The sequence below is a fragment of the Paraliomyxa miuraensis genome (assembly GCF_026337845.1).
Classification (GTDB): domain Bacteria; phylum Myxococcota_A; class Polyangia; order Nannocystales; family Nannocystaceae; genus Paraliomyxa; species Paraliomyxa miuraensis.
On the sequence record NZ_JAOVZF010000136.1, the window covers coordinates 65194 to 90740 of the forward strand.

The window sequence follows — 25547 nt, forward strand, 5'->3', positions numbered from 1 at the left end:
GCGAGGGATCCCTACCGTGCGGATCTTCGACCGTTCATCGCTCCCGAGTCGCGGATCCCACGAAGGAATCGCCGTGAGACCCCGACGCTCCTGGCCGAGCTCGACACGTTGCCCTCCTCGGCCGTGAGGGTCCGATCGACGAGCCATCGATCGACAGCACGGTGGATCTGCCGGAGCGTGGCGCCTCGGTCGAGCATCTCGGCCAGCGAGGGTCCTGCGGGCTCGCTCCTCGGTGGGTCGGCGCTCGCCAGCTTCGCGACCCGTTCCCCGACCCGAGGACCGCGCACCGCGGCCCAGCGCTCGCGTATGCTCCTGCGATTGGTCTCGAGCCGATTCGCAGCGTGGGTGATGTTCCACTCGCATGCCTCCAGCACTCGACCGAGCACCCACCGATCCACGACCACCATGATCTCGCCTCGCGTCGCTCGCCCAAGCATCCGATTGAGCTCGGGCTCGGGCTCGTCGAGCACCGAAGCCTCGTGTGGCTGCTCGTGGGGGGGACGCCCGGCTCACGACCTTCGACACGATCCCGTCGACGCTGGTCCCGGCGAGCTGCGCCAGCTCCCAGACCTTCATCGTCTCGACCAAGCGCACGAGCTTGTGGCGATCGATGACGAGCACGTCCTGCATGCTCGGCCTGCTCTGCTTCTCCAACGCTTTGGTCATCTCGCGGTCACTCCGTGGCAGCCGCCGGGGCATCGGCCGGAACATCCAACGTCATCGACTCGGCCCCGGCCTCCTCCGACCCGTCGGGTTCGTCCGTGGCTTGCTCGGCGCTCAGCGGCGGCCCAAGCCGGGGGTAGAGCCGCTTCCATCGCCGGACGTGTTCCCGAAGCGACTTCCGACTCGTGCCGATGCGTACCGCGCCGTGCGTGATGACCCCCTCCGAATCGAGCCACGCGACGGTGCATGCGAGCACCCGCAGCTCGCCAACCATCGCGGAGAGCTTGGACGGGACCGGGTCGAGCCCCAGCACCCTGCGGCCGAGGTCGTCCCACCGCGCCCGAAGCACGGCGCGGACGTCGATCACTCCGACGATCACTGGCCGCGCCAGATCGCTGACGAACGTCAGTTCCACCGGCTGTCCCACCATGGTGGCCTCGATTTGGATGGACGCGATCGCCGTGCATCGCTGTTCCTCTCCGTCCGGCCCATCGAGCTCCACCACGGGCTCGCCGTCCGTCAGGAGCTCGACGAGGGTCCCGATCACCAACTTGGACTCGACGCCCTCTCGCGTCGAATCGTCGTGACATGCTGCCGATTCGTTGCTCATCGCCCTTCTCCTCTCCGCATGGTCGTCCTGCCTCCTTCTCACTCGTCAGTTGAGCTTGATCTTCTCCGTGCCACGAATGTCCACCTCGCCCGCCGTCACGATGTCGATGCGCTTCTCGGCCTCGATGCCAACGCGCTGACCTCGAACGCTGATGCGCCCCGCCGCCTCGATCTCGACGTTGGGACCCTTGATGCCGATCTTCATGCCCTCGATCTCGGTCGTCGGGCCCTTGATGGCCGTAATGCTCGCGGTCACGGCGACGAGCACATCGGCCCCGATCTCCACCTTCTTGGCTGCCCGCAGCGTGGCCGCCCCCTGCTCGAGCACCAGCGACGTCTTGGGGCACTCGGCCGAGATCCGCGGGGCTTGGAGCACGATCCCGTCGGGCCGGATCTCCAGACGGCTGTCACCGCAGCACAGCACGATCGGCTCGGCCGACCGCACCACGAAGCCACCCGCGGGCGCGTCGGGCTCGGCGTCCTTGGGAGCGCCCGAAGGACCGGCGTCGGCCGAGACGTCACCAACGTGCAGGGCGTAGCCACCGCGGTAACGCGCGGTCGTCTGGCCGCTCACGATATGGCGGTGCTCGCCGGCGGTGATCGTGGTGTCGTCCTTGCCGACCCTGGCGATCCGCGAGCCGTCGACGGCGAGCGTCTGGTTGCGCCCCACCTCCGTGCAGTGGTGCGAGAGCACCCGCTCGCGAAGGTTGCGCTGAGCATGGAGGAACACCTCCTCGGCCCCGGCCATGTCCTCGAACGACAGCTCGTTGAAGCCCTCGCCGCCCACGGTCCGGGTGCGGAGCACGATGCGTGTCGCGTGCCCGGGCAAACCGTAGGGCGGCACCGCAGCGCCGTTGTAGACGCAGGCGCTACAGATCGGCCGATCCGGGTCGCCATCGACGAACGACACGAGCACCTCGGTGCCCACCCGCGGGATGAGCACCGCACCGAAGCCGTCGCCCGCCCACGGTGCAGCCACCCGCAGCCAGCACGACGAGGGCTCGCCCTCGTGCTCCTGGTCGTCCCACAGCATGCGGACGCGGACTCGGCCGAACCGATCGGTGTGGATCGCCTCGCCCGGCGGCCCCGTCACCACGCCCGACTGCACGCCCACCGCCCACGGCTTCGGGCTCCGAGGGGGCACCACTGGCGATCGCACCGGCTGGCACTCGATGTCGTTGCCGTACACGAAGACGGGCGCATCCCCCTGCCCCGCAGGGTCGGTGACTCGTAGTAGGTCCTCGACCTCCTCGACGGCTCCGCCCTCGGGCTCGCATGGTCCCTCGACGCGCCCCTCGTGCCGCACGGCGGTGACCACCCACCGGTCGCCGATCTCCTCGTCCGGGTCGGCGAGCAGCTCGAACACCGACCCGGCGCGAAGGCTCGTCGCGTTGGAGCACGCGCGCAGGCGCGTCGCGGTCGCGTGGTCGCGCAACCGCTGGAGTCGAACCCGTCCGCCCGCAAAATCCGCGACCGCCTCCGCGGTCTCTTCGGCTTCGCACGGCCGCCCCTCGTCGGTCTCCCACCAGCCGCCGACGGAAGCCGGGTCGTCCGTCCGGGAGGTCGAGGGCAGCCGCGCCCCTGCCCTGGCTCGCCAGTCCCAGCCCATCGCCTCCCACTGTTGCCGTCGCAGTCGGTTCTGCTGGCCCATCGCGGCGATGCCCTCGAGCGGCATCGCGTCCACCCACTCGCCCACGAACGGCAGCTGCGGCGGTGGGCGGTCGTCCGGCTCGAGCGGCTCCCGTCCCGCGTTGGGCAGCGCCTCGTTGTCGTCGACCAGCACCACCGTCTCGATCCCCGAGTCGTGGTCGAACATCACGGTGATCCCCTCGTCGGCGAGGATCCGCAGCACGAAGTCGAGGTCGGTCTCTCGGTACTGTACGCAGTAGTCCCGCGGCGGCTGGATCCGTCGAAGCCGATCCACACAGACCGACCCGCCGTGCTCGGCCAGCACCGGGCCCATCACCGCCAGGGCGATCTCGACCACGCTCTGCCCCTGGAACATCCGGCTGCGCCGCGACATCCCGAGCAGCGCGAACGCAGGCACCACGTGCAGCTCCACCGCCGGCTCGTCACCGAGGGCTTCGACCCCGCGGAGGATCTCGGCCTCGAGCACCACGCCGTGCACCGTCCGCGCGGCATCGCCCCGGGCGAGCTCGAACACCACGCGGCCCCCGAGCAGCCCCTCGACCCCCGCCTTGGGCAAGGCCCCCCGGGCGACCACTGCGAGCGCATAGGGAGCATGCAGCCGCTCGTCGAGCGTGAACGACTGCACCGCCCACTCGTGCTCGTCGGGCTCGTCCCGGAGCTGGAGGTACATGCAGACGCGCGGCGGCGAGAGCTGGTCGAGGCCGCCCGCGAGCGCGTGGCGTGCCAGGAGATCATGCGGCATGAGTGGTGTGCTCCTTGGGTCGGATCTGGGTGGTGGCCACGGCGATCTCCAGCGCTCGGATCGCCCGCATGCGGTCGAGCGGGCAGCGCTCGGGCGAGGCGATCACCGCCGTGTAATCGAAGCTCCAGCCGTTCACGTCGCGGTGGGCGAAGCGGAGCTCGAAGGTCTGCTCGCGGTCATGGGCGTGCGCGACGTAGATCCCCACGAGCCCCGCCGTGCCCAGGGCCGAGCCCGAGGAGATCCGCTTGGGCTGGCGCGCGAGCGCGATCCCGTCGGTCCACAGCTCGTGATGCAGTCGGTGCTGCCGTACCTCGATCGATTCGGGGCGATCGAGCGGCCAGCGCGTGGCCTCGATCCGCAGGCCCACCGAGCCCTGCGCGCCATCGATGGGCTCGGCCACCCATCGCGTCGTACCCAGCCACGGCGGCGGCTTCGGCCGGGCGCTCCACGACTCCGGCAAGCAGAACTCCATGTGCGGCCCACCGCGGTGCACCTGGGGCTCCACCTCACGGCGATACGTCGGTCGCTCCAACGCCATGAGCGGGCCGCACGGCCACAGGACGTCGTGCATGCGCCCCCAGGTCGAGGACGGCCCAGCCACGTCGACCCGCAACAGCCGCCCGTTGTCGACGAACCCGGTCGCGCGGCGCACCTCCACGCGGCCGTCGATCACCTTGAGCCCGCCCACCTCGAAACGCGGGTGCCAGCGAGCATCGAGCGGACGAGCCATCGCGATCGACCAACCCGCGAGCTCCCAGCCGTGGCGGACCCACTCCGCCGGGTCGACATCCCACCGCAGCCGCGTCGCCGACACGATGATCCGCGGCCCCTCGATGTCGGGGTCGGGCGCGAAGATCCCGAGGATCTCCGGGTGGCCCGCTGCGGCGTGGGCACCAAGGCCCTGCACGCGCCCCCAGCCCTTGGGGACCGGCAGAGCGTAGGCCAGGGTTGGATCGCTGCTGGGCACGATCGTCTGCCGCCGGTGGGTGGTCTCCAGCCGCTTCAGCACGTGCGACGCGTCGCAGAAGGGCGGGGCTCGCAACGTGGTCATCGTCGGTCGCCCTCCCCTGTCACTTCGGCCCAGAGCCGAATCGGCCGAGCCACGCCCCAGGCTCGCGCTCGGGGGCGCAGGAGCACCATTCCGAGGACTCCCCTACCCTCGCTCGGCTTGGCCTCCACACGGCGCCACGAGAACGGAAGCTCGCCGGGCGGTGGCTGGGTTTCGTTCTCATCCGAGCACCAGCCCACCCGAGGCTCCGGCGTCCGCCCGATCACCACCGAAGGACAGCCGTCCGCGATCGCGTCGACCCCGTGCGGCCCCTCGCTCACGTAGTCGCCGACCCGCAGGGCTGGGAAGCCATTGATCTCCACCGTGGTCTGCGTCGCCACGAACCCACCCCCCGCGTACGACTCGGGCTTGGCCCGGTAGCGCACGAGGCTGTCGCAGCTTCGCAACGCTGGCCGACCGCCAATGAAGACGTTGGGGCTGCCCGGGCCGGGCGCGATCGGATTGCCGAGAAGCATCGGGTCACCGACCCGCGCCGCGAACCCGGCCGCCGGGGTCAAGACGATCTGGTTCCACTGCTCCAGGCACCCGCCCGCGCTCCCGTCGAAGCACCACTCCGCGTCGTCGACGTCGAGCGAGAGTAGATGCTCCGGGCGCTCGGTCAGGTCGGCGAGCAACTCGAACGCCGCCGGCTCGCTCGCTGGCCGAGGCCGACCCGCTACGGGTGTGCATCGTGCGGCATCCCGCAGGACCGGCTCGAGCAACGCCCGAAGGCGCCCGGCTCGGTCGTCGTCGAGCCACTCGAGCGAGTGAGAAAGTCGGCTGCGTACGATTCTCCGCTTCCTTCCCCGGAAGCGCACGGCGAGCCGTATCGCCTGGACGAGGTCGACCAAGACGTCCCACACGCCTGTGGCGGGGTGCACGTGTTCTGGGTGGAGGGTCATGGGTGGTCGGTGACGATCGAATTCGAGGACGCAAGGACCCCGCGCAGCCACACGCAATGGCTACGAGCAAGGAGCAGCACTCTTGGAAGAGACGACTATCTACGGGAGGAGTGCCTACGACGCACGGGTGTGGCGGGAGCGATGCTCGTGGTCCTCACGGGGTTGAACGGCCAAAACGTTGGAGCCACTCGACGGTGGCCTCGCCGTCGAAGTCCTCCCAACCGATCGAGTAGTCCTCGTCGAGGAACAGCGCCGAGCCAACGATGCGGTGAACCGCCCGATAGGGCTCGACGGCAGGCGAGGGCTTGTTTCGGTCGCACAATCGTGGTCGCGGACCTGCCCGGAGCACGATGCCCTGACCGACACGCTGGGCCGTGACACCGGGGGCGACCGTGGCCTTGGCCTCGACGGCCTCGATGCCCCCGAGTTTGCCGAGATGATGAGGACCCACAAAGGTGAGCCAGTTGATCCCGGTCAGGCCGAAGTGAGCCCGCCACTGGCTCCGCTCCGCTCCATCGGGCTCGACGCCCTCGAAGCGCGTGACCAGCCCCCGCACAGCTTTCCACCACTGCTCATTGTGGAAAGGGGTCATGTGGAGCATGAGGCCCGCGCTGCCGCACACGAATTCGAGCGGCGCGGCGAGCTCGATGAGCTTGGCAGCGAGCGCGTCGGGATCATCGGCGGTGGAGAGCGGCACGAACACCTGGACGAAGTTGAGCGTGGTCTCTCCTTCCTCCTCGCTCAGCTCCTCGTCGTCGCCTTCGACCCGGAACGACTCCTCGCCGAGCTGCTCCCACTCGCCGCTCTCCACCGTGATGAAGCAGATCGGCCCGTAAGGCCGTTTGCCCCCGAGCCACGACTCGATGGTTCGATAGGCGGCCGTGTTCATCTTGCGACTCTTGTTGCCGCCCCCGAGCCGCGCCCAGGACATCACCTCGGTCCCGCGCCACGCGAGGAAGCGATTCCAGATCTCGAGCACCTGCTCGCGGTATGCAGCCATCGGACGCCCGAAGAACAGCTCCATGCCGATCTCCAAGCGGATGGCAGGTTTGCCAAAGGAGTCGTGGGCGAAGCGGTCGACGTCGACGCCATCGTAGGTGGTGGTCATGTGCAGCTCTCCGCGGTGGGTCCGATGGCTTTGACCGGGATGCCCTCTGGTCTTGGCTTCTCGCCCTCGAGATGCGCCTTCTGGTAGCACTTCTTCATGGTCCGCCCCAGCAGCGTGTAGGGATCCCAGTCCTGGATGGAGGGCAGCGGATCGCCTTCCTTGTTGCAGGGAGTCTTGAGCTCGTAGATCGCCTTGATCTGCGATGCGGACAGCGGCTTGTCCCCGGTGCCCACCACGAAGTCGGGCAGGCAGAACTTCTGCCCAGGCGGGAGCTTGGTCGACTGGTACCGAGCCCCGGCCGGCGCGTGGATCCTCTCCTCGTACGGCCCCCTATCCTTCTGCGCCTGCGCGATCTTCTCCTCCACGCACTTCTGCCGCTTGCGACCGAGGATGCAGCACTTCACCCAGTCGGGGACGGGGATCCTCTCGACCCCCCTGTAGGTCACGCTCGCGGCGCAGTCGCAGACGGCGGCGGTCATGTCGATCCCCGCGACGACGAGCGGCTTCTGGAGCGTCCCGAGGGCCGGGTTGGCAGCATTGGAGGTCATTGCGGTCTACTCGTCGTTGGATGGTCGTACAGAGGACACATTCCGCCGTCCTCGTGGTGCTCGAGGGCGTAGATGGCCGAGCCATCGCCCGAGGGCCATGGTCGGCCGGCGAGAACCGGCAAGGCTCGCGGAATTCGAAATCAATCGGTCGAGGTCACGGCACGTCGGCGCCGGCATGGTCGGCCGTGCCGTCGACGCTGGGACGTAGGTTCCCATCGATGTCGGTGATCGGATCGCCGGATTGCCATTGGGCGATGTCCGCGAAGAGCGTGAGTCCGCTGTTCTGCAGGTGGAGGTCGCCCGTCGTGTAGCCCGCGAACCAATCTCCTGGGCTGCCGCCGGGGAACATGCCCACCGCGACGTTGCCTGCACCACCGATGGCGCCTTCGGCGGCGCTGTAGGTGACGTTGGCTGCGGGGCAGGCGACCTCGTCCGGAGGCGAGCCGCCGCGGGTCACGAGGATGGAGTTTCGAACGTCGACGGCGACCGGAGCGGTGCAGGTCAGCGCGCTCGCGTTGAAGGTACCGCCGCCCAGCGTGGAGTAGAGGACGTTGGCCGTAGCACCATTCACTTCCAGTGCGCGGGCGTCGTCGAAGCTCCCGCCGACGAAGCAGTTGCGCAGCGTCAGCTCCGCAGAGTTCTGCGCCACGACGCCTCCGCCCGTGTTCTGCACGAGCCGGCTGCGATCCACCCACGCGAAGGCACCGTCGACCCGCAGGCCTAGCCCCATCGTGTTACCGGCGACGCTCAGCCCATCGATGTAGACGCTCGTCCCCGCTCCCGTCACCTGCAAGCCGGGATTGCCTCCGGTACCCTGGATGGCGGGCTCTTCACTAGGCGCAGCCAACAACGCGATGGTCTTGCCTCCGTCGATGAGAAGACCTCCGGCCGTTTGGTAGGAGCCACTACCGTCGATCTCGTGCACGACGATCACCCCGTGCGTCCCATCGTCCACCGCGTTCACGGCCGCGGCGATCGTCATGTAGTCCTGCCCCCCGTCGCCGTCCACGTGCACGACGAAGTCCTCGGGGAAGCACCGCCCCATCGCGAGCTCGCATGCCCCGCTGCCGCACTGTGCGTGCTCGGTGCACTGGATGCAGGTGTTGGAATCCTCGTCGCACAGCAGGAGCTGCTCGTCGCAGACGGCGGGGTTCTCGGGCGTACACGCCACGCACTCCCCGTTCACACACAGCGGCGCCATGGGGTCGAGCCCGGCGCATGCCGCATCCCCCTCGGCCCCGATCGCATCGCACGCCACGCACTCCCCGCTCACCGGCTCGCAGAACGGCGCCGCCGCATCCGGGCAGTCTTCGTTCCCCACGCACGGCATCGGCCCCGTCGTGCTGCTCTCGCTACCGCTGCTGCTCCCGCTCTCGCTGCCACTCTCACTTGCCGGGCCCGTATCCGTCCCCGAGCTGCTGCCACCCATGCACTCGGCGTCCGAGAGCGTGCCGCACGGTGCATGGCACTCGGGCGCCACCTCCGCCACGCATCCCGTGTAGCCACCGAGTCGGCATTCGTCGTCCCCTTGCGTGCAGTAGGGTCGGTCCGGGTCGATCTCTGCGCAGTAGCGATCGCCCTCGTTGTAGGTGCAGTGGTCGAGGTTCTCCCTGACCGAGATCACTTGGCATGCGCTCCCGAGCAGCGGGAGGATCATGGTGATGAGCGTCGTACGAAGTGCCATGATTCATGCCTCTAGAAGCGGCCGGCCCAGGACAAACCGGCGCCGTTGGGGAGCAATGCGGGAGCGAGCGATGTGGCACCGCTTCGCCGGGCCCTTCGCTTGCGCAGCACGGTCTGATCCACCACGACCAGCACCACGCCCGTCGCGAGCATTCCCGCTCCGATGCCCGTGAGTGAACGGCCGAGGGGGCGGCGGTCGACGGTCTCGATGAACCTCGCGCTGGAGGCTTGCAGCCGTTCCTCGGGGCCCTGCGCCAGCACGATGATCCCGCCGAGGGTCACGCCGAGCCCGACGGCCAGCGTTCCGATCCCGGCGAAGCCAGCAGGCCCGATGGCCTTCGGGTCGCGGTCGGTCGGCTCGTCGCTCGCGGCCCCGTCCTCGCCCTCCGCGCCCGTCTCGCCCTCGTCATCAGCCTCGGGCTCGGCCTCCGGCTCGGGCTCGCTCTCCACCGGCTCGGGCTCCGCCGTCGCGAGTTTCTGCCGTAGCTCGCCCGCGAGCACCGCCGTCTCCTCGTCGACCTTCTTGAGGAACTGCGAGTTCAAGCACGCCTCGCAGGTGATCTCGCGCACCGAGCCCGGGTCCCCCACGAGCAGCATCCGCGCCTTGAGGTGAATGCCGTCCTCGCCGTAGCGACTCACCTCGATCCGCATCGCATGGATGGCATCGTTCGTCACGACGAACCCCTCGCGCCCGAGGACGGCCGTCTGGTTGTCGACGATCCACTGCCGGGTGTTCTCCGGGAAGTCGGCCTTCGGCAGTGCCGACACGTCCACCTCGATGCGTACCGGCGTCTCCTCGACCGGCTCGGCGAGGGCACCGGTCGGCGTCGCCAGCACGCCCGCGAGCATCCCCGCGATGATTGTCGTTCGGTTCATTGGTGATTGGCCTCCTGCGCCTTGCAGGTTCTCGCATACTGCTTCACGACGGGATCCTCGAGCTTGGCGCCGAGCGCGGCGCACTCTGCGAACCGCCCGGTTTCCGAGAGCGCGTGCACTCGCAGCCGCGCCCACTGGGTGCGGTCCCCAAAGCACTTCTTCTTGCGCGTCAACGACTCCAAGCGGCTCCATGCCTGGGCCTTGTGGGCGGCCAGGGCCTCGGCCACCGTCCGGCGGCACGGGTCGGTCTCGTGCGCTGGGACCTTGGCCGCGGCCGGCTTGCTCTTGCCGTCGTCACTGGGCGGCTTGGTCTCGGGTTCCTCGGGCTCCGTGGGCTGCACGGGGTCCGGCGAGGTCACCTCTGGCTCCGCCTGCTTCACGGGCGCGGGACCGGTGGGCGCCGCCGGGGCAGGCACGGGCGCGGTTGGTGTCTCCGGGCCGGGCTCGACTCGGGACCGGTTCGCCGTCGACTCGACCGCCTCGGGCCCAGGCTGGACCGCGGGCGCTGGCATCGTAGACACGGGCACGTCCACGGGTCGCTCGGGCGGCCAGATGATCGCCAGCACGGCCGCCGTCACCAGCACGAACGCCAGGGCGACCACCACCACGATGCGCCGCGAGATTGGCTGCTCCTGCAACGCCTCGATCGGCTCCACTGGTGACGCGCCGACGACCTCCGCCGAAGGGGCCTCGATGGGGATCGCAGCCGGCTCGACGGGGACCGCAGCCGGCTCGTCGGTCACCAGCCGTATGGGAGCGCTCATCCGCCGGAGCACGTCGTCGAGCCGGCGCCGCACCTCCTCCATGTCGAGCCGCTGCTCGACGTCGTTGCGGGTGCAGCCTTCCACCAGCTCGACCAGCGACTCGGACACGTTGGGGTACGCGCGGCGGTCGATGCGAGGCACGTGGAGCTTGCCCGCGCGCTGCATCTCGATGTACGCGTCGCGATCTCGGACGTGCTCGAAGGGGTTGTTTCCCGTGAGCATCTCGAAGAGCACGACCCCGAACGAGAACACGTCCATCTTCGGGTGGGGTGGGCGCGACAAGGTCTGCTCGGGCGCCATGAAGCCGGCGGCCCCCGGGATCTCGATCTCGCGCGTGAGCCGACGGATCGGCGTGCCCGGCTGGGGGATCACCGCCGCATGGCTCAGGTCGATGAGCTTGACCCGAGCATCACCATCGGGATCCTCGATGAAGACGTTGGTGACCGTGACGTCGCGATGCACGACCCCCGCCCGGTGCAACGCACACAGGGCATCGGCGAGCTGCCGGGCCCACTCCGCCGCAACGCGCGGCGCGATCACGTAGCGCAGCGTGAGCACGGCATTCAGATCGCGCCCGTGCACGACCTCCCACGCCACGAACGGGCAGCCTCCGAGGTCACGCAGACGCCCCGCGCCGTAGAGCCGCGGCATGCCGGGATGCGCCCCCACGAGGCGAGCGAGCTCCGCCTCGTTGAGCAAGCGCTGCTCTCGCTCCGGGCGGCCGCGATACCTGGGGATCAGGATCTTGAGCGCCACGTCGCGACCGTGCTGGAGATCCGCGGCCAGGTACACGTGCCCCATGCCGCCGACGCCGAGCAGCGAGCGGATGCGGAAGCGCCTGTCGAGCTCGGTGCCCGCTTCGAGCTCGGCCTGCTCCTCCTCTTCGATCATCCTCATGGGTCCGCTCCACACCATGGGTCAACCGTCCGTCGTGGCATCCGGGGTGGCCATGGCGGCCGGCTTGGGGTCAGGGGGGGACGCGATCGCGGAATCGGGCTCGCGGAACGCCAGCGCTACCACGCCGACCCCACACGCGACCAGCAGCAGGGCGGCCACCGCGGCGAACACCGAGCGCAACCGCTGGTCGGAGGACCCTTTCGGCGGGCGTCGGGGCTGGGGCACACGAACACGCGGGAGGGGGTCCGGCTGCGTGTCTGGGTAGCGTTGCGACGTCGACTGTGGACCGGTTGCGGGGTTCGCTCCGACGGGGTCCCCTCCCTCCATCGGCTCGGGCTCCAACGCATCCTGCGCCAGGTCTACCCCTTGGACCGGGGGGTCGACGTCGGCGGAAGGGCGCAACGGGCTGGCCAGGGGCTCGCCGTCGAGGTGAGGCTCCACCGGGCTGGCTCCACGCTTCGGCCGACGGAATTGGAAGGGCACGCCGTCCGCCAAGTGGGCCGGCCGAGGCGGGTATTGCGGGTCCGGCGTGGGCTCCTTCTTGGCCGGGCCCTGCGCCTTGTAGGGCGTCGTGGTCACTGCGTGCGCGTCGCTGTCCTCCGTCGGGCTCGGCGAGAGCCCTTCCGCCGGCTTGCCATCCGAGCCCGCGAAGGATGGCTCGGGCACCGTCGACGTGGAGGCCACGAAGAGCCGCCGAAGATCCCCGACCGGGAAGTCGAGGCGAACCGTCGGGCTGATCTTCGGCCCCGACCGATGGTGGATCTGGGTCTTGATCGCGTCCTCGGCATCCTCGTCGTCTTCGGCGAGCCAAGGCATGCCACCGTCGTCGTCGTCGTCGTCGTCCGTGGCCGCGGGCTCGGGGCGCGGTGGAGCCTCGGTCTCGCTGGGAGCGTGCGCGGGAACGTCCGTCGTGACCGGTCGCTCGTGGCGCGAGAGCAGCTGCATCACGAAGGAGTCGGAACTCTCGCCGCGCGCCTCGAGGTAGCGGGTCATCCGTGACCGCGACGGTCCGAACAGGCGCCGATAGATCAGCTTGATCTCGTCCTGCCGATCGGTCTTGTCGACGTCCCAGAGGATCTTGAGCGCCTGGGTGGTCGTTTGGATCCGCAGGCTCACGTCCTTCTCGAGCAATGCCTTGCGCAGCCGGTCGAGCAGCTCCGGCACGTCGCTGCGGCCCAGGGGCGGGACGGGGTCTTGGAGCAACCGGCGCTCGATCGTCATGGGCGTGCCGGCGATGGGAGTCGGTGGGGATCCCGTCAGCAGCTCGTGCAGCACCGCCCCCACCGCGTACAGATCGTTCTGCGGGCAGATGCGGCCGAGGTACTGCTCGGGAGCCATGTACGGGAGCGTGCCGACCGGCCGCGAGATGAAGAGGGGCTCGAGCACGAACCGAGAGATCCCGAAGTCCGTCATCCTCAGCTCACCGCGAGACGAAACGAGTACGTTGCCGGGGTTGACGTCCCCGTGCACGACCGGCAGCGGATTGGTCCCGATCGAGTGGTTGTGGGCGGCTTCGAGGGCTCGCAGCATCGCGCGCACGATGTGCACGACGACCGGGATCGGCAGGCGCCTGCGGTGCGTCCGGTAGTAGCGTTCCGCGAGCTGGCGGAGGTTGACCCCATCGACGAAGTCGAGCTCGAGGTACAGCAAGCGCTCGGGGCACGCCGGATCGCCGACGAGCTCCTCGTGGAGCCCGTGGACGCTCACGATGGACGCGTGCAGCGAGAGCTGCTTGCCGACCTCTGCCTCGCGCCGAAAGCCCGCGATGATGCTCGGGTTGTCGGCGACGTCCTTCTGGATGGCCTTGAGCGCCCGGCGTTCCATGGTCACGGGATCGATCCCGAGCCACACTTCGCCCATGCCACCTCGGCCGATGAGCTCGACCAGGTCGAACCTGCCGAGCTTCTTGAAGGACTCTCCCATGTCGGACGTCGTCGCGTCACCATTGAGCAAGGGCAGTGCCAACGGAGCCTCCAGGTTGGATGACGCTCGTATTTACCGCAGCTTGGCGTGCGAGACAGCGGCACCGGGTCTCGCGGGTCTCGGCGCGAGGACCTTTCGGGCCACGGGGAAGTAGCCACAGCGTGCCCACTTCGAGGCTCGAGTGGGCACGGCGTGCCCACGCGGGGGGTGGGCGCCGTTGGTGCTTACGCTCGTAACAGGCTCCGAACGGTGGATCCCGCCGAAAATCGAGATCTTCCTCTCGATGGCGGGCGGATCGCCGTCCATCCGGGCCCGAGGAGGTAGGCACGCCGTGCCCATGGCTCGAGCGGCGAGCCAACGAAGGCGAGCCGATCCCTTCGGCGTGGTGCTTGCCCGTCCCGACGTCCACGCGGTAGCACGGTCGCATGGCGGACGATGGCGGTAGAGGTTCGACGAAGGACACGAAGACGGCCGGGCAAGGACCGCCACGGCGTCCCGGTCGGTTCCTGCTCCGCATTCGGAAGGAGACCGGGTCGGCACCCGTGAAGTCGGTCAAGGGGCCAGTGATCACCATTGGCCGCAGCCGAACGGCCGACCTCTCGATCGACGACGCGTCGATCTCGGCGCTGCACGCCGAGATCCGCGTGGGCTCGCGCTTCATCGAGCTGGTCGACCTCGGCAGCCACAACGGCACGTACCTCAACGGTCGCGCCGTCTGGCGCGTGGCGCTGCAGCCCGGCGACGAGATCCGCCTGGGGAGCTGCGTGCTCGAGCTGGTGGGCATCGAGGAGTCCGACGACGCGCTCTACCCGAAGGACCACTTCGGCGACGTGCTCGGCCACAGCCGCGTCATGCGGGAGCTGTTCGGGCGCCTGGCCGAGCTCGCCCCTACCCCGCTCACCGTCCTCATCAACGGCGAGACGGGCACGGGCAAGGAGGAGATCGCCCGCTCGATGCACGCGGCCTCGCCCCGCAGCGACGGCCCATTCGTCGTGCTCGACTGCGGGTGCCTGCCGCCCACGCTGGTCGAGTCTGCCCTCTTTGGGCACGTGCGCGGGGCGTTCACGGGCGCGGTCGTCGACCAGGCCGGCGCGTTCGAGCAGGCCAACGGGGGGACGATCTTCATCGACGAGGTCGGCGAGCTCCCGATGGAGCAGCAGGTCAAGCTGCTGCGGGTGCTCGATCGGCGGGAGTACAAGCGCGTGGGGGACAACCGCACGCGGACCGCGGACGCGCGGGTGATCGCCGCGACGCACCGGGATCTACGCAAGCGCGTCGAAGCGGGGACGTTCCGCGAGGATCTGTATTATCGGCTTGCGCGGGCGACGGTGGTGGTTCCGCCGCTGCGCAGCCGAGACGAGGACATCGAGGTGCTCGCGCGGGCGTTCCTCGACCGGCACGACAAGCGGCTCACGCTGGAGGACTCGGCTCGGGCGGCGCTGCGCGAGCACGACTGGCCGGGGAACGTGCGGGAGCTGCAATCGGTGATCGAGCAGGCGGCGTTCACGGTCAAGGGGAGCACGATCTCACGGGCGCAGCTGCTGCTCCAGGAGAGACGCGATCGGGCGACGAAGCTGGAGGAAGCGCTGCGGTTGAAGAGGGAGTACGCGGACGTGCACCGTGCGGTCGACCAGTGGCTGCTGCCGATGGTGATCGAGGAGTGCAAGGGGATCATCGTCCACGCGGCGAAGGTGCTGGGCATGAGTCCCAACGGGCTGCGGAACCGGATGAAGAAGCTCAAGCTGTTCGAGTTGGAGGATGAGGAGGAGTAGGGGAGTTGGGTGCCCGGGTAGTGCTGAGGGGGCACTCCAAGTGCCATCCCTCCTGCTGACCACCGACCCTGCCCGAGGCGCGCAGCACTCTCCCTGTCGGGCAGACGCATCCATCTTCTTCATCATCATCAGTCGCTTCGCCATCTCGCCCCCGCGCGGAGGCGGTCGAGCCACTGCCCCTCGTCGTCGCCGCCGCCTCCGGCCGCACGGCGGCGCGTACCACTGGCACCGATTTCGGCGTTCACCTGGCAACGACTTCAGCGTTCACCTGGCAACGACTTCAGCGTTCACGATCGCCCGACGCATGCACAGTCGCCGCACCTCTGACTCGGGTTTCGCCCTTTTCGCAGCCTGAATCTCGGCTGACGGGCTGACCATTTTCGACGGAATTTCTCGACTGCCGACCGAGTAGGTGGGCCGACCCGCGCGGGACGGCACAGCTTGCAGGCAGTCGTCCCGACGGGCCTTCAATCCGATGGCCACCGAAGTTCTGACACGCTCGTCGCCTGGACGAAAGTCCTCGCGCCTGCCTTCACCAAACCTGGCAGCATCAACGCTCTGCTGGTGTTTTGCGGCTGGGTCCTCACCCGCGGCACGCACGCCGTCACGCAGGCGCTCGTCGAGCTCGGCATCCAGGGGCGGGTCCACCACGAGCGGCTGCATCGCTTCTTCTCTCGCGGCGCCTGGTCGACCGACGACATCGGCCGCTTGTTCTTCGCCAAGATCGCCGAGCACTTCGGCGACGACGTCCTCACCCTCGTGATCGACGACACCCTCGTCTCTCACAAGGGGCCCAAGATCTTCGGGCTCGGCAGCCACGTCGACGCGGTGCGCTCCAGCCGTTTGTTCCGCGTCTTCAGCTTCGGCCACGTCTGGGTGGTCCTCGCCGTCTGCGTGCGCGTGCCCTTCTCTCAGCGCACGTGGGCGCTGCCGGTCCTCTTCCGCTTGTATCGAACCGAGTCCACCTGCAAGCGCGGCCAGCCACCCTTCAAGACCAAGACCCAGCTCGCCCACGAAATGCTCGCCATCGTGTCGCAGTGGGCATCTGGAAGGCATCTGCGCGTCACCGCGGATGCGGCCTACGCGAACTCGACGGTGCTCGCCGAGCTCCCATCCAACGTCGTGTTCATCGGCGCGATGCGTCCTGATGCGGCGATCACTGCGCTGCCGCTGCCCGAAGATCGGTCGCCCACGGGGCGGCGTCGCAAGCGAGGCGAGCGCCTTCCGATTCCCTCCGATCTCGCCAAGGCTCCCAGCCAACGCTGGCGATCCGTCGACGTCCACATCTATGGCCAGGACACCACGCTCGAGATCAAGGTCTACGACGTGCAGTGGTATCGAGTCGCGGGTGATCGCCACCTTCGTATGATCCTCGTCCGCGTCCTGCGAGGAGACCTCCCCGTGCGTGTCTTCTTCTCCACCGACCCGAGTCTCGACGTCGAGACCATCATCAAGACCTACGCGTCGCGGTGGGGGATCGAGGTCTGCTTCCGTGAGATCAAACAGCACCTCGGCTTCGGCGACTCCTCGGCCCGCAAGCGTGCCGCGGTCGAGCGGATCACTCCGTTCGCCGGCTACCTCTACACCTTGCTCGTGCTCTGGTTCACCTCGTTGTCCAAGCGCGACCGTCGAGCCGCCGTCGTTCACCGACCTTGGTACCGCACCAAGCAGGGCTACTCCTTCGAGGACATCCTCCGCGCCGCCCAACTCGCCCTCCGCACACTCGACGTTTCTGATCTGCTCCATGGTTACGCGTACTTGCAGCCACCACCGTGCATCCGGCCCAGGGCCCCTGCTACGCGACTTTCTCGGGTCTCATGACGGCGAAACCCGAGTCTGATAGACTCTGCCGTATGGAAACCCCCGCCGACATTCGCAACAAGTGGCTCAAGAAGTTCTACGAGATCTACATGGACAGCCCGAAGTCCTGCATAAGCTTCGGATTAGACACTTTCGACGACGAGGACGAGCGGGAGATCCGGTGGCTCATCGATCGCGGCTGGCTCGACAACCCACCGAACTCGCTGCGCCTCAGCGTCGCGGGCCGCAACGAGTACGAGCGTCAACAGGCTGAGGGCGGCGGGCCGTGCCCGACGTGCGGGCGCGAGTGAGCCGACGATCCCAAAGACCAATCGCTTGACAGGGGGTCCACTCCACAGTCGGCAGACCCGTCAACGAGATCCGCCTGGGGAGCTGCGTCCTCGAGCTGGTGGGCATAGAGGAGCCCGACGTCGCGCTCTACCCGAAGGACCACTTCGGCGACGTGCCCGGCCACAGCCGTATCATGCGGGAGCTGTTCGGGCGCCTGGACGAGCTCGCCCCGACCCCGCTGACCGTCCTCGTCACGGGCGAAACGGGCAGGGGCAAAGAGGAGATCGCCCGCTCGATGCACGCGGCCTCGACCCGCAGCGACGGCCCGTTCGTCGTGCTCGACTGCGGGTGCCTCCCGCCCACGCTGGTCGAGTCGGCGCTCCTTGGGCACGTGCGCGGGGCGGTCACGGGCGCGGTCGTCGATCAGGCCGGCGCGTTCGAGCAGGCCAACGGGGGCACGATCTTCATCGGCGAGGTCGGCGAGCTTCCGATGGAGCAGCAGGTCAAGCTGCTGCGGGTGCTCGACCGCCGCGAGTACAAGCGCGTGGGCGACAACCGCACGCGCACCGCCGATGCACGAGTCATCGCCTCGACGCACCGCGACCTCCGCAAGTGCAAGGGGATCATCGTCCACGCGGCGAAGGTGCTGGGCATGAGTCCCAACGGGCTGCGGAACCGGATGAAGAAGCTCAAGCTGTTCGAGCTGGAGGATGAGGAGCAGGGCGCACAATTCGGTTGGCCGGAGAAGCGAACCAACGACACCGATTCTGGTAGGGGACGGATTGAGGCCACGTGGTTGCGGGGAGCGGAAGTGAGAAGTGATTGCAGCGGCCTGACGTCAAGAGAGGTTACCCGTTGCGGACTGCGGGAGCGGCGAACGCTGCAAGAATGAAGCTACACATAGCCTCAGTCGCTGGAGTTCCTTCTTTCACACCGCGACGTAGCACATCTCGAAGCAGTTCCGGTGACACTCTACGCAACAAGTGGAGCGCCGGGTCTGGACTCTCCGCCTGGTCTCCCCAGGCTCGTTGCGGCCTCCACAGCACCCCCAGAGATCGGATAACTACTCGTGCGGTAGTTTCCCGTTCACTGCCTCCGAGCACCCAATACAGCGCAGCGAGAAATAGCGGCCCTGTAGCAATGTCAGAGGAGTTATTGTGGGATTCCTTCGCCCCGTCCGCCAAGGCCAGGGCACGTGCGAGGATCCCGATCGTGACATCCGGCCTTGGGTCTCGCGTGAGTGAATCTGCGAGGCGAGGCAAGAGACCGTAATCATCGCGAAAGGACCACGACGCCACACCAGTGAGGACGATCTCTAGGTCATCCTCACTGAGGGGTACGCCTAGGTCCAAAAGGAGATATCCGATCTCTGGCGAGTAGAGATGGTCGCTACGAAGTCGACCGCGAAGGACGTTTTCTATTTGGTCGCGGGCTCCGGGCGTCACGGTCAACCCGCGACGAAGAACATGCCTCCAAACCTCAGCCAGGTACTTCAGGTCATGGTCCTGTTCGATGTTGTACAGATGGATTGGGAAAGCCTGCGCGACAACCTCGGGCGCCACTCGGCCGAACAGGATAAACTGCGTGGCTCCTCGCAGTAGAGCATGGTTCCTTCCGTCGCCGATGGACGGCACCGGATCTTCGTCACCATCCTTGAATGTGATGGCCGCAAGCCGAAGGAGTTCTCGGGCACCGATGCACTTCGATGAAGCATCATTTGCCAGCGATCGTAGGGTCGACACCGCTGGATCCAAACCTCCACCGAACGATCTAGGTGCAGCGGGGGTCGGAACGGGGGGAAGACTGTGTGAGGTATGAAGCAACCGACCGTGACGACGAATCCGAGCCAACAGAGCAGGTCGAGGGTCATCCAGCCCACGCTCACCTGAGTGTCGAAGCTCGTCTTCCAGGAAACTCAGATCGCCGGTAGGGGCAAGTTCATCGGCCAAGATCGCGAGCCAAGGCCGAGCGCTGCGATCCCAGAGGCTCGAAGGCGCCGGCATAGCGATCACGGCAAGTGCGGCTTCGCCGATCCGCGCCGCGGTCCCCCCATCTCGGGCGAGATCGAGGAGCCAAAACGTTGCGGCTCCTACCTCGCCGGAGTTCGACCGATCGTCCGTGAGGCCGTACATTCGGGAGATGATCTCACGCCATCCTTCACCTGTACGAACGGCACTGAGCAGTCTGGCCAGTGGTGAGGGAGCGCCGGCTACGGCCACTTGTTGACTGTCTTGCTCGACAATCGCCTTTGCATAGGTGTCATCGATCTGCGCTACGCGAAGTTCCCTCCGCAGCAGTCTCGCCGACCAGGTACTCCAACTTAATCCCGTAACAGCCGCTCGAGCTCGGTGGTCTGTAGTAAGAGAGTCGGCATGAAGTCGTATAAGTACACTGGCCGCCTCCCGCTGGCCTTCGCCTTCACCATTTGCCAAATCGAGCAGACGAGTGCGACCTGCTTCGCCAGCGAACCAGGGGTGCCCCCTGCCAATCCGCTCGCCGCGAACCTCCCCAGTCAGGAGCGCGAGTGCCAACTCCTGATTCTCAGACGCGGAAAGTGCGACGCCATGGAGGTCCATTATGAACAGCGCGAGTACTCTGGGCCCTTTGGGAAGGTTATGGCGCGCCGGCCGGAGCCTGGACACCGCACCGGTGGACCAGTGGAGCCCGCCGAGCATATCGACCCACTCCCAGTGATTCTGCAAAGGACTATCGACTCCTCCACCAACCGCGAGCAGTAGCGGGATGAGCACCTCCAGGTCAGGTTCACGCCCGGAGATGGCCAGGGTGGCCGCCGCTGCAACCCTGATGGAGGGGTCGAACGCCTTCAAACAGGCTGTCACCTGCTCCCGATACTCGGTGCCATCAGGCCCGTTCAACAACGCCGCAATAGTGTCGCGCAGGTCCGCATTCCGTGGAAGCACGAACTCGGAGAGCCCTCGCAAGGCAGAAATGAATAGCTGCACCCCGTCCGAGCCCATTCCGCTGAGACGATGAAGAAAGATTCTCCACCACCCGGCATGTGGTCCTTCGAAACGCCCGCCCTCTGCCGCTTCGACCATTCGCGTTTGGAACCAAGCCCAACCCGAAGCCCCTGACTCCTCAAGCACCGTCGCAAATGCGGCTTCGGCACCCGACGTTCGAGCACCATCGTGCATGGCATTCAACAAGGGCCACCCCAGGACCGCCATCGATCGTTCACCCTCCCAGAAAAGGGCCACCGCAGCACCGCGAGAACAGTCACTCCAACCGTAGAGCGACCAACGTAGATAGCGCCCCCAGGTAGCCTCTCCCATTCGACGTCGGCACTCTTGAATGGCAGCCAGCCAACGCGAGCTTTGGTCACCGCGCTCGCCGGCACCGAGGACTCCGTCGACCACTGAGGGCTCGAGTTCCTCTGGTACGAGTGCGAGCCAGAGGCGAGCGCTTGCGAATGAAGGCGCATCGCGGGAACCAGCCCGTGCCGCAAGCGCATTTCGCACAATGCCGTCATGCACGCCATCGAACTCATATCGAAGAAGTTTCTCGGCGCGTGCACCCAGCGTACCAGAGTCAAGCAAGTCGCGAAGCAAGTTGATTCGTGCTGGGACAGGGAATTCCGCAGGGATCAACGAGCAGACAGCGGCCAGGTTCATGTCGTGGTATGGACGGCAGAAAGCCAGGCGGGGAGACGCCCATTGCCACAAACGTTGGATCTGTTCCGGACCAAGCGTCCGGGAGTCATTGAGCTGGCACCACCATGCGATGATGGCAGAGTCATGGGCGCCTCCAGCCCACGGATCCGGAAGGAAGGGGTTGAGGTACGTGTCTACGAACCATTCGAACCCGATCTCCCCGGCAAGAAGCACTGCTCCAGCCGCCGCCCGCGCTGAATCTGCCCGTTCTTCCATCCACAATGTCATGGGGCGCGGGCCAAGCTCGCGCAAGAGGCCCAGCAAGGACTCGGCAATCTGCGGATCCTGGCTCTCCCAAACTACATACGCAGCTCCGGCGGGATTCCCCGCTTTGACGAGTGCTTGAATGACAGCAGTGAGGACGTCGCGATGATCGGGCAGCACCCCCCGGTGCCGAAGGCTCGCGCTCGCATACGACCACTCTCGCCAGGCATCCGGCGTGACTGAAACTGTCTCTCCACGGACGAGCAGTTCAGCAATCCCTTCGCCGCATAGGAACTCCGAGAGACGATGCGATTCGACCTGTACAGAAGGTTCACATGTCAGCAGGCTGACCCCTACTGAAAACTCCAAAAGGGCCGCCGCCGCCGCCCGGGGCGATGGGGCTGCACTCGCGTCGCCGGCGAGTCGGTCAATGAACACCACACGGTCAGCATTCGACCCACGAGCCAGGACGATTACGCGAGCCAACGAGCGCATGCGCGCAGTTGCGTCGGGCCAACTACCGGCCAGGTCGCTGCCAACCAGACGAGTCTCGCGACGGTCCCACTCCCCCAATCGCTCTAAGCATATTTGGCGGAGCAGATCTCCGGACGTTCGTAGTTCCGAATCGCCACATTGCATCATGCTCCGCGTGAGAAGGCGAACCAGGAGCGGTGTGGTAACCAAGGCAGCAAGTACGGGACTTTCGCTAATCCTCTTGATGATTGCGCGAGCGTCCGCTTCCTTACCACTCCCGAGTTCCTCTTCGACCATCGCATCCACTTCGCTCGGGTCGAGCATTCGCGTCGAAACAGTGCGCCACCGGCGGTAGCGAAACGGATCCACTCGGTCGGGCCGACCACTCGCCACGATATGGACTGAAGGCTTCGCCCTTACCGCAGCCTCACAGCCTCCAAGAAGTCCATCCACCTCGTCCGCTGCGAGTTCGTCCAATCCGTCTAGGATGAGTGTAGACGTGGCGATGAACTCGTCCGCAATCGGTCTCGGTATCGCGGCGAAGGCAAGCGATCGTTCGATAACGGCCGCCACCAGGCGCTCCCACACTTCTCCGGGTGCAATTCCGCGTGGGAAAGCGAGCCCCCGTAGCGGCAACACCAAGGCCGGGCGACCTTCGTCGATCACTGTGAGAGCCAACTGGCCGCATAGGGTGCTCTTCCCAGCGCCGATTTCCCCCAAGACCAACACCAGGCGTGACGCATCGACCGCTGCGGCGAGCGGAAAAGGACGCTCGCAAGTCGGGCTACGTCGTACGTTCGCAAGGTGATCCGCGGGGATGTCGGTGACGAGGCGCGATTTCGGTAGCGGAAGTTCCCGACGATGTGGGAGCGCATCCTGCTTCCTGCGGACGAACGTGAGCACTTCTTTTCGAATCTCAGTCAGAGCCTCCACCGTATCGAAGGCAGGGGATTCTAACGCACGTCGCCATAATCCGGGCAACGACGCTGGAATTTCATCAGGATCCTGGTGCCATGCGTAGGCCGGATCAGTATTATCTAGGGTCCATGACGTACGTTTCAACTGGCCACAAGAATCAACTTTAAGCAAATGGAAGCAGTTTGGGAATCGTATCCCTGCCTCTGCAGATCCTGCAGGAATCACAACTGCCTCATTCAGGACACGTGTCATCGGACCGCGCGGCTCGTGAGTGTGGCCGTGCAAAATCGCATGCACCGACCGAGAGAGCACCGCCCATTCTGCGACCCGCGGTGGGAATGTGCACCTACATGCCTCAGCCAGCCAGTCGCGGGGATGGTGAACCATGGCCAGAGTGAGCGGAGTAGTACCGCCTGGCTCCAGAGGGGCAAGTCCGCATTGGCTAATCATCCGTTCCAGCAACGACGATCCTATGTGCAACTTTCTCTCATCATAGCGATCTTTGGATAACCATGCCGAATTCAGGACAACGAATCTCGCTCCCTTGTGAACACGAACACCCCAGAGATAGCCTTGCTGTGACTTCCCTTGATCAAGAAGAGAGAGTCCTAAGCGATGGCAGAATCGGATGAAATCGCAAAATGGGCGTATGCGCAAATGCACCGAGCCCCCCGCATCACTCAGGCAGGACAGCTCGTTGCTATTCGCAAGAAAGCGTTCAAATGCACTGTCTACTGAGGAGACTTCCTCTGGCCGTTCAAGCTCCACCGCAAAACGTCGCTCGGCATCATGATTGCCCGGGCACACCACGAAGTCCTCAAAGGACAAATCTAACGCCGAGCGAACGTCCTCGAACCACTGAGCTGCCAAGTCGTAGTCCTGCTGCCTTCCTCCCCAAGCGACGTCCCCGGTCACACAAACGATCCCGGGTCGGAGGCTCTCGGCATCGGCGAGGGTGCGAATGATATCGAGTGCGCCACGCAACACGATGTGACGCTGATCCGCTTTTGGGTCGTCTGCCCGGAAATGGAGGTCCGAGATGTGGAGAATGGGTGGAAACGTCACTTCGCCCTCAAAACGTCTAGTCGTGCGTATGTCAGCCTACGCTTTATGGGAGATGCCAGTCCATGGTCGAGTTTGTTCTACTCTGGTGGGTAGTTCGGGTGGTGGTACCACCGGCGACACTTGTTCGCGCTCGTCTGGTAGTGCCGCAGTGCATCGCTACGAGCTCGGCTCCCCATGGGGACCCGAATGGCGTGGCCTTTGGATGGTCAGGCAGTCGAGTATTTTCCGTGAGCGCCCAGGAGGCGTCCGCATAGCCCGGAGACGTTCATCTCCCCCCCACTCATGGTCGCGTCGCGGGACCGGCGCAGGACCTCGTCTCGGTGAGTGATGCTGATCATCAGAACCTCGCGGGCACAGGTCGTCCTTGGTGCGAAGGTTGCACGATAGGGACATCCGTGTCCAGTGTTGGTCTACGCCGTCTAGGCCGCCCAAAAAGTGCCGCGGTGGGATCACAGAGGAACGACGGCGGTCGCTTATGTGGCCGCGGGCAAGCCCGAACACCGAACTCCAAGGGCTGGACATCATCGAACGCGCGAATCGTTGTCTCCACCTCGCCGGGGAGTCCCGCCTCGCGGGGGCACCGAGGATTCCCGTGCTCAACCGCGGTTACTGCGAGCTGGCTGCCGTTGCTTGCGGCGGCCGCCCCGCTGATCGATCTCGACTTGTCCCGGAGATGAGGCTTGGTCCGGGATCACTACGTCAGCGTGGGACGTGGGACGAACGGCCGCGGGCGCCCGTGATCAGCTCGACTCACTACACTAGCTGGGGTTGATCGCTGCCCGCGGTCCTTGACACCGGTCTCGCCGTGAAACTTGGCGCGGTGCGGGTGGTCGTGCGCCTCGGCTCGCAGTCCTCGGGCCGGCAGTTGTAATCGCGTGTCAGTGTTCGCGGTTGTCCTCATGGTGGGCTCGAACACACCCACGTGGTGCCCGCGACCGACTCGCGGCATCCACTCTGGGACATCTTTCGGTGGTTGGACACGAACTACCATCGCATCGGAACTGCTCTGATGAACATCCCGTGCAGGAAAATATTCGCCGCCACGTGGACTGCCACCCGATCTCCGTTCCACCACACCGAGATGATCCACTCGTACGGAATTTCAAACGCGATTTTTACCCCGAGACTCGCAGACCAAAAACTCAGCCTGGCACCGTGAGGTGTCACGTCCATGAGTTGGACGCCGCCGGCAGTGTCTTCCTTCCACTGTGCGACAATCGGCAGCTCGCCGGTCGAAGGCTGGAGATAGAATAGATAGATTAGACATCCGTTCTCATTTGAGCTCCGCAACCAGGTTGCGAGCTTGTTTCTCGCCGCGAAACCTCGCCTCGTGTCGAGGCGATGCGCGACCTCTTCGGCCTTCAAGTAGTGGTTCCCGTGCTCGTGGCGGAACGGATAAGCGATCGAGGGGTCATTGTGACCCCGCACGCTCACCAAACGAGCAGACGGCGGCACGTTGACGATCACCACACGGTGGCCAGCGACGTCCATCGGCTCCGGCCGAGGGCGTTCTTCGAAACCGTAGGTCCACGTCGTGATTGCGTCTTCAACATGCCTCACGGTGGCTTCTACGTCGATCGGGTGAAGGCTGCCGGCAAACTTCGGACGCTGTCCGTCTTCGGCAACTCCGAAGACCAGGACGCCACCCAATGCATTGGCGAACGCCGCGAGATCAAGCGCCGTGTCGCGGTGGCCTCTCGGACCGTGGTGGTGCTCCCTCTTGAAATCGAGATGCGTCCCCTCTTCCCCACCTTGACCATTGGGGCCGGGCAACACGAGTGCCTCGAATTGTTGCGGTGTTCGGATGAACATCGGGGGCGAGCTTAGAACCAATGAATGGAGTACGCCAAACGGCGTGAGAACGGCTGGCCCTGGGCTCGGCGAGGCGCGCGTCCGGCGCAGCAGAATCCGTCAATGCGCGGATGGTCGTGATCCTCGT

17 protein-coding genes are annotated in these 25547 nt (G+C 66.3%); 4 read left to right on the top strand and 13 right to left on the bottom strand.

The features are described 5' to 3' along the window. Positions 1–11 precede the first annotated feature (11 nt). The 11 genes from OEB96_RS46615 to OEB96_RS06130 all read right to left on the bottom strand — a co-directional run bounded on the left by OEB96_RS46615 (position 12) and on the right by OEB96_RS06130 (position 13455). Positions 12–437 carry a helix-turn-helix domain-containing protein gene (locus tag OEB96_RS46615; protein WP_407674612.1) on the bottom strand — a complete coding sequence of 142 codons (426 nt, stop codon included), beginning with the start codon at positions 435–437 and terminating at the stop codon, positions 12–14. Between the two features lie 236 nt (positions 438–673). Beyond that, entirely contained in the window at positions 674–1273 is a 600-nt protein-coding gene (locus OEB96_RS06085) for a DUF6484 domain-containing protein (protein ID WP_266214496.1), read from the bottom strand. A 45-nt stretch (positions 1274–1318) separates the two neighbouring features. Beyond that, positions 1319–3664 (bottom strand): type VI secretion system Vgr family protein, encoded by a 2346-nt coding sequence (locus OEB96_RS06090; RefSeq protein ID WP_266214497.1) that lies wholly within the window; start codon positions 3662–3664, stop codon positions 1319–1321. Then, positions 3654–4715: a hypothetical protein gene (locus OEB96_RS06095; RefSeq protein ID WP_266214498.1), complete on the bottom strand. Its 1062-nt coding sequence runs from the start codon at positions 4713–4715 to the stop codon at positions 3654–3656. Before OEB96_RS06095 ends, OEB96_RS06090 begins: the two co-directional genes overlap by 11 nt. Then, positions 4712–5614 (bottom strand): PAAR domain-containing protein, encoded by a 903-nt coding sequence (locus OEB96_RS06100; RefSeq protein ID WP_266214499.1) that lies wholly within the window; start codon positions 5612–5614, stop codon positions 4712–4714. Before OEB96_RS06100 ends, OEB96_RS06095 begins: the two co-directional genes overlap by 4 nt. A gap of 154 nt (positions 5615–5768) precedes the next feature. After that, positions 5769–6722, bottom strand: coding sequence for a type VI immunity family protein (locus tag OEB96_RS06105; RefSeq protein ID WP_266214500.1), 954 nt, complete (start codon positions 6720–6722; stop codon positions 5769–5771). After that, the gene (locus OEB96_RS06110; RefSeq protein ID WP_266214501.1) at positions 6719–7270 is read right to left on the bottom strand and encodes a hypothetical protein; all 552 of its coding nucleotides are present in this window, start codon (positions 7268–7270) and stop codon (positions 6719–6721) included. Before OEB96_RS06110 ends, OEB96_RS06105 begins: the two co-directional genes overlap by 4 nt. A 154-nt stretch (positions 7271–7424) precedes the next feature. Continuing rightward, positions 7425–8954, bottom strand: coding sequence for a hypothetical protein (locus OEB96_RS06115; protein ID WP_266214502.1), 1530 nt, complete (start codon positions 8952–8954; stop codon positions 7425–7427). Between the two features lie 11 nt (positions 8955–8965). Beyond that, positions 8966–9829 carry a hypothetical protein gene (locus OEB96_RS06120; protein ID WP_266214503.1) on the bottom strand — a complete coding sequence of 288 codons (864 nt, stop codon included), beginning with the start codon at positions 9827–9829 and terminating at the stop codon, positions 8966–8968. Next, complete coding sequence (locus OEB96_RS06125; RefSeq protein ID WP_266214504.1) at positions 9826–11490, bottom strand: serine/threonine-protein kinase; 1665 nt, start codon at positions 11488–11490, stop codon at positions 9826–9828. Before OEB96_RS06125 ends, OEB96_RS06120 begins: the two co-directional genes overlap by 4 nt. A gap of 21 nt (positions 11491–11511) precedes the next feature. Next, on the bottom strand, positions 11512–13455 hold the full coding sequence (locus OEB96_RS06130; protein ID WP_266214505.1) for a serine/threonine-protein kinase: 1944 nt from the start codon (positions 13453–13455) through the stop codon (positions 11512–11514). Positions 13456–13955: 500 nt separating this feature from the next. On the opposite strand from OEB96_RS06130, the gene OEB96_RS06135 reads away from it, so the two are divergent. The 4 genes from OEB96_RS06135 to OEB96_RS06150 all read left to right on the top strand — a co-directional run bounded on the left by OEB96_RS06135 (position 13956) and on the right by OEB96_RS06150 (position 18168). Next, positions 13956–15185: a sigma 54-interacting transcriptional regulator gene (locus tag OEB96_RS06135; protein WP_266214506.1), complete on the top strand. Its 1230-nt coding sequence runs from the start codon at positions 13956–13958 to the stop codon at positions 15183–15185. A 441-nt stretch (positions 15186–15626) separates the two neighbouring features. Next, complete coding sequence (locus tag OEB96_RS06140) at positions 15627–17006, top strand: IS701 family transposase (RefSeq protein WP_266214507.1); 1380 nt, start codon at positions 15627–15629, stop codon at positions 17004–17006. Positions 17007–17038: 32 nt separating this feature from the next. Beyond that, the gene (locus OEB96_RS06145; protein ID WP_266214508.1) at positions 17039–17296 is read left to right on the top strand and encodes a hypothetical protein; all 258 of its coding nucleotides are present in this window, start codon (positions 17039–17041) and stop codon (positions 17294–17296) included. A gap of 98 nt (positions 17297–17394) precedes the next feature. Beyond that, entirely contained in the window at positions 17395–18168 is a 774-nt protein-coding gene (locus OEB96_RS06150) for a sigma-54-dependent Fis family transcriptional regulator (protein ID WP_266214509.1), read from the top strand. On the opposite strand, the gene OEB96_RS46620 is transcribed toward OEB96_RS06150, so the two are convergent. Then, on the bottom strand, positions 18125–23608 hold the full coding sequence (locus OEB96_RS46620; protein WP_407674610.1) for a metallophosphoesterase: 5484 nt from the start codon (positions 23606–23608) through the stop codon (positions 18125–18127). The genes OEB96_RS06150 and OEB96_RS46620 overlap by 44 nt on opposite strands. Positions 23609–24592: 984 nt before the next feature. Then, on the bottom strand, positions 24593–25420 hold the full coding sequence (locus OEB96_RS06155) for an AlbA family DNA-binding domain-containing protein (RefSeq protein ID WP_266214510.1): 828 nt from the start codon (positions 25418–25420) through the stop codon (positions 24593–24595). Positions 25421–25547 lie beyond the last annotated feature (127 nt).

What these genes read in the sequence shown, in the direction of transcription:
- OEB96_RS46615 (WP_407674612.1), bottom strand. Translation starts at nt 437, where the DNA reads ATGCTTGGGCGAGCGACGCGAGGCGAGATCATGGTGGTCGTGGATCGG.
- OEB96_RS06085 (WP_266214496.1), bottom strand. Translation starts at nt 1,273, where the DNA reads ATGAGCAACGAATCGGCAGCATGTCACGACGATTCGACGCGAGAGGGC.
- OEB96_RS06090 (WP_266214497.1), bottom strand. Translation starts at nt 3,664, where the DNA reads ATGCCGCATGATCTCCTGGCACGCCACGCGCTCGCGGGCGGCCTCGAC.
- OEB96_RS06095 (WP_266214498.1), bottom strand. Translation starts at nt 4,715, where the DNA reads ATGACCACGTTGCGAGCCCCGCCCTTCTGCGACGCGTCGCACGTGCTG.
- OEB96_RS06100 (WP_266214499.1), bottom strand. Translation starts at nt 5,614, where the DNA reads ATGACCCTCCACCCAGAACACGTGCACCCCGCCACAGGCGTGTGGGAC.
- OEB96_RS06105 (WP_266214500.1), bottom strand. Translation starts at nt 6,722, where the DNA reads ATGACCACCACCTACGATGGCGTCGACGTCGACCGCTTCGCCCACGAC.
- OEB96_RS06110 (WP_266214501.1), bottom strand. Translation starts at nt 7,270, where the DNA reads ATGACCTCCAATGCTGCCAACCCGGCCCTCGGGACGCTCCAGAAGCCG.
- OEB96_RS06115 (WP_266214502.1), bottom strand. Translation starts at nt 8,954, where the DNA reads ATGGCACTTCGTACGACGCTCATCACCATGATCCTCCCGCTGCTCGGG.
- OEB96_RS06120 (WP_266214503.1), bottom strand. Translation starts at nt 9,829, where the DNA reads ATGAACCGAACGACAATCATCGCGGGGATGCTCGCGGGCGTGCTGGCG.
- OEB96_RS06125 (WP_266214504.1), bottom strand. Translation starts at nt 11,490, where the DNA reads ATGAGGATGATCGAAGAGGAGGAGCAGGCCGAGCTCGAAGCGGGCACC.
- OEB96_RS06145 (WP_266214508.1), top strand. Translation starts at nt 17,039, where the DNA reads ATGGAAACCCCCGCCGACATTCGCAACAAGTGGCTCAAGAAGTTCTAC.
- OEB96_RS06155 (WP_266214510.1), bottom strand. Translation starts at nt 25,420, where the DNA reads ATGTTCATCCGAACACCGCAACAATTCGAGGCACTCGTGTTGCCCGGC.